Here is an 8,707-nt window from a genome sequence, read left to right as displayed (position 1 = left end):
TGGACCCGGGCCAGCCTCGCCGGACCGGCCGCGACGGGGCTGCGCAAGCTGCGGGCCGCGGGGGTGGCCATGGACGAGGCCTCGCTGGTGGGCATCGAGCCGGTGGTCCGGACGACCGAGGAGGCGTTCGAGCCGCTGCGCCGCGCGGTGCGTGACCGGCGAGCCGTCACCTTCGGCTACCGCAAGCCCGACGAGGAGAGCTCCACCCGGCACCTGCAGCCCTGGGGTCTTGCCCAGTGGCACGGCCGCTGGTACCTCACCGGCTTCGACCTGGACCGCGGCGCCGCCCGGGTCTTCCGCGTGGGCCGCATCGACACCACCGTCACGACCTCCGGACCGCCGGGCGCCTACGACATCCCCGAGAACCACGACCCACGGGTGATGGTCGACTCCACCCAGGTCCCGACGTCGCCGCCACGGGTGGCCACGCTGCGGGTCCGCGACGGGAGTGGCAACGCGCTGCGGCGCCGCGCCCGCACCGCGGCCGACGGGGTTGGGCCCAACGGGTCCAACGGCGGTTCCAACGGGTCCGACGGGTCCGACGGGTCCGGCGGGTCCTACAGCGTCGCCGGCGACGGGTGGTCGTCGGTCGAGGTCGACTTCCGCGACGTGGACCGGCTGGCCGACGAGGTGGCGGGCTACGGCCCGGAGGTCGTGGCGGTCGCGCCGACCGACCTCACGGAGGCCGTGGTCCGACGGCTGCGCGGGGTGACCGGGTCCGCAGAGCTCGCCCCCGAGGAGGAGCTGTGACGCCGCCCCGCCGCCAGCCGCCCGAGTCGGCCACGACCCGGCTCTCTCGGCTGCTCGACATGGTGCCGTGGCTGCTGGCCCACCAGGGCGTCCCCCTCGAGGACGCCGCCTCGGAGTTCGGGGTCAGCACGGACCAGCTGGTCGCGGACCTGGAGCTGCTCTTCGTCTGTGGCACTCCGGGCGGGATGCCGGACGACCTCATCGAGGCCGACTGGGAGGACGGGAGGGTCTTCCTGGGCAACGCCGACTACATCGCCCGGCCGCTGCGGCTCAGCGTCGACGAGGCGCTCGCGCTGATGGTCGGGCTGCGGGCGCTCGCCACGACTCCGGGCCTCGTCGAGCACGACGCGGTGGCCCGCACCCTCAGCAAGCTCGAGGAGGCGACCGGCGCCATCGGTGCGCCGAGCGCCCGGGTCCAGGTCTCCATCGACGACGGCGCCCGGGCGTCGGTCCTCGGCCGGGCCCGGCGCGCCGTCGCCGACCGCCGGAGGCTGCACCTGGCATACCTCGTCCCCGCCCGTGACGAGGTCACCGAGCGCGACGTGGACCCCATGCGGGTGGTCTACCTCGACGGTCACTGGTACCTCGAGGGCTGGTGCCACCGCGCCGAGGACGTGCGGCTGTTCCGGCTCGACCGGATCCAGTCGCTCGAGGTCCTCGACGTCGACGGCACGCCGCCGCCCCAGGCGCAGCCCCGGGACGTGAACGAGGCCCTGTTCACGCCGGGCGAGGAAGATCTCGAAGTGGTGGTCGAGACCGACCGCGCGGGGGCGTGGATCGTCGACTACTACCCGGTCGACCGGGTGGAGGACCTCGGGGAGGGCCACCGCCGGGTGACGCTGCACGTCTCGGACCCTGCGCTCGTACGCCGGCTGGCCTGGCGGATGGGCGGGCACGTCCGTGTCGTCTCGCCCGTTGACCTCGCAACGAGCGTGGCGGTCGGTGCACAGGAGGCGCTGAGCGCGTACATAGCGGTCCCGTCGGGCCTCGAGACGTAGACTGACAGCCACCAACCCCCGGAAGGCCTGACAGAATCATGTGGAGAGACCTCCTTCAGCCCAGCCACCTGCTCATCGTCGCGGTGCTGCTGGCGATCCTCTTCGGCTGGAAGAAGCTGCCGGACGCCGCTCGGAGCGTCGGTCGCTCGATGCGCATCTTCAAGTCCGAGGTCTCCGAGATGAAGAACGACGGCAAGGACGCGCGTCCCAGCGCGGCCGCCGGTGACACCGTCCCGGGCGACGTCGTTCCCCCGCAGACCACCCAGCCCATGCAGCCCGCTCCGGCGCCGCAGCCGCCTATGGCGGCCCAGGCCCCGCCGCAGCCGGCGCCCGTGTACCAGCCGACCCCCAGCGCGTCCAACGGCCACTCGGCGGACGCCTCGGACCGGCCGGCCGAGCAGCAGCGCTACGAGAACCCCGCGCTCTGAGCGCTGGGTCCGTCGGTTCGCCACCCCCACGACTGGTCAGGCACTGACGCATGGCCTTCCGCCGACTACGCAAGCAGCGTGACCCCGAGGGGAGGATGTCCCTCGGGGACCACCTGCGCGAGCTGCGCCGTCGCCTCGTGATCTCGCTGATCGCGATCATCATCGGCGCCGCCATCGGGTGGTGGCAGTACGACTGGATCTTCGAGAAGCTCGTCGCCCCCATCAAGGACGTGGCGGCCGAGCGCGGCGCCCAGATCGCCACGGTGAACTTCACCGGGATGACCGACGCGTTCTCGATCCTCATCACGGTGGGGCTGTTCGTCGGCGTCGTCCTTGCCTCGCCGGTCTGGCTCTACCAGATCTGGGGGTTCATCGTCCCCGGGCTGACGTCGCGGGAGAAGCGGACTGCCGTCTTCTTCATCGGGGCCGCGGCGCCGCTGTTCCTCGCCGGGTGTGTGCTGGGCTACGTCACCCTGCCCAAGGCGGCCCATGCGTTGCTGTCGTTCACCCCGGAGGACGCGACCAACATCCTGCCCGCCGACACCTACCTGAACTTCGTGCTGAAGTTCATCATGGCGTTCGGGCTGGCCTTCCTCCTGCCGGTGTTCCTCGTCGGGCTCAACGCCGCGGGCGTGCTGCCGGCTCGGGTGATGCTCAAGGGGTGGCGGCCGGCGGTGTTCCTCATCTTCCTGTTCGCAGCGATGATGACGCCCTCGCCGGACCCGTGGTCGATGATCTTCCTCGCGGTGCCGATGGTGGCGCTGTTCTTCGCCGCGGTCGGCATCGGGGCGCTGCTCGACCGGCGTCGGGCCAAGCGCGACGTGTCCGCCGCCTGGCGCAACCTCCCGGACGACCAGGCCTCGCCGATCTGACGCCGGCTCGCCGCCGGCGGCAGGTGGAGCACCTCCGACGTCGAGATGCGGATGTTCGTGGGAGGTGAGCGCGCCGGTAGCCTTCGCGCGTGCCTCGCGACCTCGCGTTCCCGCGGGTCGGCCTGCTGACCAACCCCACGGCGGGTCGTGGACGGGGGGCCGCCTACGGCCGCCAGACCGCCGGGGCGCTCCAGGCGGCCGGACACGACGTCGTCGACCTCTCCGGACCCGACGAGGCCACCGCAGCGGCCCGGGCGCGGGAGGCCCTCGACGCGTACCGGATCGACGTCCTCGCCGTGGTCGGCGGCGACGGGATGGTCCACCTCGGCGCGAACCTCTGCGCCGGCCGTCCCACGCCGCTCGCGGTGGTCGCGGCCGGGTCCGGCAACGACAACGCCCGGGAGCTCGGCCTGCCCGTCCGCGCGCCACTGGCCGCCGCGGCCCTGGTCACCGGTGGCCGCACGCGCGCGGTCGACCTCGGTCGGTGCGTCACGACGGCGGGGGAGACGCGCTGGTGGATCGGGGTCCTGGGCGGTGGGTTCGACTCGGTGGTCAACGAGCGGGCCGCCCGGATGCGCTGGCCGCGCGGGCCGATGCGCTACAACATCGCGGTCGCCCGCGAGCTGCCGGTCTTCCGGCCCATCCCGTACGTCGTCACCGTCGACGGCGAGCGCACGGCCACCGACGCCATGCTCGTCGCGGTCGCCAACGGTCCGGCCTTCGGCGGAGGTATGCGAGTGGCGCCACACGCGTCGTACGACGACGGGTTCCTCGACATCGTCATCCTGCACCGGGTGTCCCGCGCCGAGTTCCTGCGCGTGTTCCCCCGGGTCTTCAGGGGGACCCACGTCACCCACCCACAGGTGCAGATCCTCCGCGGCCGCCACGTCCGGCTCGAGGCGCGCGGCATCGTCACCCAGGCCGACGGGGAGCGGTTCGAGCCGCTGCCGCTGGACCTCGAGGTCGTCCCCGGTGCCCTCACCGTCGTGACATAGCGTGGGCGTCATGGCGCCGCGGGAGCAGGGGGAGCTCGCGGCCTTCGCGTCGACGCTCGGGTTCCCGCTCGACCCGTTCCAGGTCGAGTCGTGCGAGGCGCTCGAGGCCGGACACGGGGTGCTCGTCGCCGCGCCCACCGGTGCCGGCAAGACGGTCGTCGGCGAGTTCGCCGTCCACCTCGCGATGGCCACCGGCCGCAAGGCGTTCTACACGACGCCGATCAAGGCCCTGTCCAACCAGAAGTACACCGACCTCGTCCGGCGGCACGGCGCCCGGAACGTCGGCCTGCTCACCGGGGACTCGTCGATCAACGGCGAGGCCCCGATCGTCGTCATGACGACTGAGGTGCTCCGCAACATGATGTATGCGGGCTCGCCCACTCTGGTGGGGCTCGGGTACGTCGTGATGGACGAGGTCCACTACCTCGCCGACCGGTTCCGCGGAGCGGTCTGGGAGGAGGTGATCATCCACCTCCCGCCGGAGGTCCGGCTGGTCTCGCTCTCGGCCACCGTGTCGAACGCGGAGGAGTTCGGAGCGTGGCTGGCCGAGGTGCGCGGCGACGTGTCGGTCGTGGTCTCCGAGCACCGGCCGGTGCCCCTGTGGCAGCACATGATGGTCGGGAAGGGCATGTACGACCTCTTCGTCGATGAGGCCTACGACCCGTCCAACGCACCAGATGGCGGCGTCGACGCACTGCGATACGCGGCGCCGACCCGGGTGAACCCCCAGCTGCTGCAGGTCATCGCGAACCTGTCGCGTCGCACCCACGACAACGACCGGTTCCCGTCTCGTAGTCGCGGCCGGCGCGGTCCCGGTGGCGGGCAGGGCGGTCGCGGGTTCGCCAGCTCGGCCGGTGGTGGCACCGGCGGCCGGCCCGGCGGGGGAGCAACCCGCGCCGAGGTCCTGGAACGTCTGGAGCGCGAGGCCCTGTTGCCGGCGATCACGTTCATCTTCAGCCGGGTCGGCTGCGAGGCCGCGGTCGGCCAGCTGCTGGCCCAGAACGTCCGGCTGGTCCCCGACGAGGAGGGCGAGCGGATCCGGCGGATCGTCGAGGAACGGGTGTCCGGCATCGCCGATGAGGACCTCGGCATCCTCGGCTACTGGGACTTCGTCGACGGGCTCTCCCGCGGGTATGCCGCCCACCACGCCGGCATGCTGCCGACCTTCCGCGAGGTGGTCGAGGAGCTGTTCACGGCGGGCCGGATCCGCGCGGTGTTCGCGACCGAGACGCTGGCCCTCGGCATCAACATGCCCGCGCGCACCGTGGTGCTCGAGCGGCTCGTCAAGTTCAACGGCGAGGCCCACGTCGACGTCACGCCCGCGGAGTACACCCAGCTGACCGGGCGGGCCGGACGGCGCGGCATCGACATCGAAGGGCACGCCCTCGTCCTGTGGAACCGGCAGCTCGACCCGCTTGCGGTGGCCGGGCTGGCGTCGACGCGGACGTACCCGCTGCGGTCCAGCTTCCGGCCCACCTACAACATGGCCGTCAACCTCGTCTCCCAGTTCGGCCGTGACCGGGCCCGGGAGCTGCTGGAGACCTCGTTCGCCCAGTTCCAGGCCGACCGGGCCGTGGTGGGGTTCGTGAAGACGGTCCGGCGCAACCAGGAGGCCCTGGCCGGGTACGCGGAGGCGATGCAGTGCGACCGGGGCGACTTCGCCGCCTACGCCGCCATCCGCGACGAGATCGGCCGGGTCGAGAAGGACGCCGTCAAGCGGCGGGCGGCCAGTGTCCGGGCGGAGGCCGCCGTGAGCCTGGAGAAGCTGCGCGTAGGTGACGTCATCCGGATCCCGGCGGGCCGGCGTTCGGGCTACGCCGTCGTGGTTCAGGCCAACAAGGGTGGCCGGGGCGAGACGCCGTCCCCCGCAGTGGTCACCGAGGACCGACAGCTGCGCCGGCTGACGCTGGTCGACGTGCCGACACCGGTGGAGCCGATCACCACCGTCAAGCTGCCGAAGAACTTCAACGCCAAGAGCCCGAAGTCGCGCCGCGACCTCGCCACGTCCCTCCGGATCGCCGTGCCCCACGACCCGCCTCCGGGGCGCGGCCGTGGCTACGCGCATACCGACGAGTCCTGGCGGATCGAGGAGCTGCGCCGGCAGATGCGGGCGCACCCGTGCCACGCGTGCCCCGACCGGGAGCAGCACGCACGGTGGGCCGAACGCTGGTGGCGCCTGACGCGGGAGACCGAGGGGCTGCAGCGCAAGGTCGACGGGCGGACCAACTCCGTCGCCCGGACGTTCGACCGGATCTGCGACCTGTTGGAGGAGATGGACTACCTGGGTCCCGGCGGGACCACGGTCACGCCACGGGGGGAGCAGCTGCGCCGGCTCTACACCGAGAAGGACCTGCTGGCCGCGGAGTGCCTGCGTCACGGGGTCTGGGACAAGCTCGACGCCCCCGGGCTCGCCGCCGCCATCTCGACGCTGGTCCACGAGCCGCGTCGCGAGGAGTCCGAGATCAGCCCGCGGATGCCGGGCGAGCAGGTCCACACGGCGTGGACCGAGATGGTCCGGCTGTGGAGCCGGCTGGAGGACCGCGAGCGCGACAGCGGGCTGCCCGTGACCAACGACCCGGACGGCGGCATCGCGTGGATGGTCCACCGGTGGGCCAGCGGCCACCAGCTCGAGTCAGTCCTACGCGGCAGCGACATCGCCGCGGGCGACTTCGTCCGCCGGTGCAAGCAGATCATCGACCTGCTCGACCAGGTCGCCGACGCGGCGGTCACCAGCGGCGCGCCCCGGCTGGCCTCGACCGCCCGCTCGGCCGTCGATGCGGTGCGGCGCGGAGTCGTCGCCGCCGACCGGATGGACTGACCCGGGTCGCCGTTCTCCGCGAATCGTGGGATGACTCCACCAGGTCGCCGCAGAAGCGGGACTCTGTACTCGATAGCGCCGCACCTGCAACTATGCTGCCCCGGTGACGACGTTCCGGGTTCGCGAAGCCGCCGACCTCCTCGGGGTGAGCGACGACACCGTTCGACGGTGGATCGACGCTGGTCGGCTGGCCTCGACAACGGATGCAGGGGGCCGGAACGTCGTCGCGGGAGCCGAGCTGGCCGCGTTCGCCCAGACCCTCGCCACCGCCGGAGAGCAGCCGACGCCCGGGCTGGTCCGGTCGGAGTCGGCACGGAACCGGTTCGTCGGGCTGGTCACCCGGGTGGTCCGGGACACCGTCATGGCGCAGGTCGAGATCCAAGCCGGTCCGCATCGTGTCGTCTCGCTCATGAGCCGCGAGGCGGCCGACGAGCTCCAGCTGGAGCCGGGCGTGCTCGCCATCGCGGCCATCAAGTCCACCAACGTCGTCGTCGAGCTACCGGAGCGGTCATGAGAACCCGAACCCCCCTTGCCGCGCTCGCCGTCGCCAGTCTGTCGGCTGTCGCCCTGGCGGGTTGCAGCTCCGGAAGCGCCCCGGGTACGACGTCGCTGTCGTCGGCCGGTGCGTCGACGACCACGACGATCACCGGCACGGTGACCGTCTTCGCCGCTGCGTCGCTGCAGGAGTCGTTCACGACGCTCAAGAAGCAGTTCGAGGACGCCCACCCGGGGGTGACCATCACGCCGAACTTCGGGGCGTCCTCGGCTCTGGCCACGGGCATCACGCAGGGCCAGCCCGCCGACGTCTTCGCCTCGGCCAGCCAGACCAACATGGACGCGGTCGTCAAGGCCGGCGGGGCAACGTCGTCGACCCCGTTCGCGAAGAACGTCGGCGAGATCGCCGTCCCGGCAGCCAACCCGGCCAACGTCGCCTCGGTGAACGATCTCGCCACGCCGGGCGTGAAGGTGGCCGTCTGCCAGGCCCAGGTGCCGTGCGGCGGCATCGCCACGAAGGTGTTCGCCAACGCCAAGATCACCGTGACGCCGGTCAGCCAGGAGGCCGACGTCAAGGCCGTCCTGACCAAGGTCTCGCTCGGTGAGGTCGACGCCGGCATCGTCTACGTCACCGACGTGAAGTCGGCGGGGGACAAGGTCAAGGGCATCGAGATCCCGGCCGACGTCAACGCGTCCACGACCTACCCGATCGCCGCGCTGACCAAGGCGGCCAACCCGACCGCTGCCCAGGCGTTCGTCGACTACGTCCTCTCCCCGGAGGGGATGGCTGTCCTCACGGCGGGCGGGTTCGCCAGTCCGTGAGCCGGCCCCGACCCACCGGGCGGGCGCGCCGACCGGTCCGGAACCGCTCCGCCGTCCCGTGGCCGCTCGCCGTCCCTGCCCTGATCGGCGCGCTGTTCCTGCTGGTACCGCTCGCCGCGATGCTCATTCGGGCACCGTGGTCCGGCCTCCTGGGGATCCTCCAGAACAGTGACGTTCTCGACGCGCTGCGGCTGTCGCTCATCTGTGCCACCGCAGCGACGGCCCTGTCGCTGGTCGTCGGGGTACCGCTGGCCTGGGTCCTGGCCCGGGCTCGGTTCCGTGGCCTCGGGGTGCTGCGCGCCTTGGTGATGCTGCCGCTGGTCCTGCCGCCCGTCGTCGGCGGTGTGGCGCTGCTGCTGGCGTACGGGCGGCTCGGTGTGGTGGGGCAGTACCTCGACCAGTGGTTCGGCATCACGCTCCCGTTCACCACCCAGGGCGTCATCGTCGCGGAGGCCTTCGTGGCGATGCCGTTCCTCATCGTGACCGTGGAGGGCGCGTTCCGCGGTCTGGACCGCGGGTTCGAGGAGGC

Annotated in this window: 9 protein-coding genes; all 9 read left to right on the top strand. The window is 72.2% G+C overall.

Annotated elements, in window-relative coordinates:
• Positions 1–750 (top strand): WYL domain-containing protein (locus VIG79_RS06015; RefSeq protein WP_331883394.1); only part of this gene is annotated, 750 nt, incomplete at its 5' end.
• Complete coding sequence (locus tag VIG79_RS06010) at positions 747–1,748, top strand: WYL domain-containing protein (protein WP_331883391.1); 1,002 nt, start codon at positions 747–749, stop codon at positions 1,746–1,748. The genes VIG79_RS06015 and VIG79_RS06010, both read left to right, overlap by 4 nt.
• A 38-nt stretch (positions 1,749–1,786) precedes the next feature.
• Positions 1,787–2,176, top strand: a complete 390-nt coding sequence (gene tatA / locus VIG79_RS06005) for a Sec-independent protein translocase subunit TatA (RefSeq protein WP_331883389.1) — start codon at positions 1,787–1,789, stop codon at positions 2,174–2,176.
• Positions 2,177–2,271: 95 nt separating this feature from the next.
• Positions 2,272–3,048: a twin-arginine translocase subunit TatC gene (gene tatC / locus VIG79_RS06000; protein ID WP_331883386.1), complete on the top strand. Its 777-nt coding sequence runs from the start codon at positions 2,272–2,274 to the stop codon at positions 3,046–3,048.
• Positions 3,049–3,137: 89 nt separating this feature from the next.
• On the top strand, positions 3,138–4,043 hold the full coding sequence (locus tag VIG79_RS05995) for a diacylglycerol kinase family protein (RefSeq protein ID WP_331883384.1): 906 nt from the start codon (positions 3,138–3,140) through the stop codon (positions 4,041–4,043).
• Positions 4,044–4,053: 10 nt separating this feature from the next.
• The gene (locus VIG79_RS05990; protein ID WP_331883382.1) at positions 4,054–6,861 is read left to right on the top strand and encodes a DEAD/DEAH box helicase; all 2,808 of its coding nucleotides are present in this window, start codon (positions 4,054–4,056) and stop codon (positions 6,859–6,861) included.
• 103 nt (positions 6,862–6,964) lie between these two features.
• Positions 6,965–7,375 (top strand): TOBE domain-containing protein, encoded by a 411-nt coding sequence (locus tag VIG79_RS05985; protein ID WP_331883379.1) that lies wholly within the window; start codon positions 6,965–6,967, stop codon positions 7,373–7,375.
• Positions 7,372–8,178, top strand: coding sequence for a molybdate ABC transporter substrate-binding protein (gene modA / locus VIG79_RS05980; RefSeq protein WP_331883376.1), 807 nt, complete (start codon positions 7,372–7,374; stop codon positions 8,176–8,178). Before VIG79_RS05985 ends, modA begins: the two co-directional genes overlap by 4 nt.
• Positions 8,175–8,707: ABC transporter permease (locus tag VIG79_RS05975; RefSeq protein ID WP_414672589.1), on the top strand; the 533-nt coding region annotated here is incomplete at its 3' end. The genes modA and VIG79_RS05975, both read left to right, overlap by 4 nt.

The sequence above is a fragment of the Lapillicoccus sp. genome, from assembly GCF_036559105.1.
Taxonomy (GTDB): domain Bacteria; phylum Actinomycetota; class Actinomycetes; order Actinomycetales; family Dermatophilaceae; genus Lapillicoccus.
This window is presented reverse-complemented; position numbering and strand designations above follow the sequence as displayed.

Excerpts from the sequence above, each read along its gene's own strand:
- tatA (WP_331883389.1), top strand. The coding sequence starts at position 1,787 with ATGTGGAGAGACCTCCTTCAGCCCAGCCACCTGCTCATCGTCGCGGTG.
- tatC (WP_331883386.1), top strand. The coding sequence starts at position 2,272 with ATGTCCCTCGGGGACCACCTGCGCGAGCTGCGCCGTCGCCTCGTGATC.
- VIG79_RS05990 (WP_331883382.1), top strand. The coding sequence starts at position 4,054 with ATGGCGCCGCGGGAGCAGGGGGAGCTCGCGGCCTTCGCGTCGACGCTC.
- modA (WP_331883376.1), top strand. The coding sequence starts at position 7,372 with ATGAGAACCCGAACCCCCCTTGCCGCGCTCGCCGTCGCCAGTCTGTCG.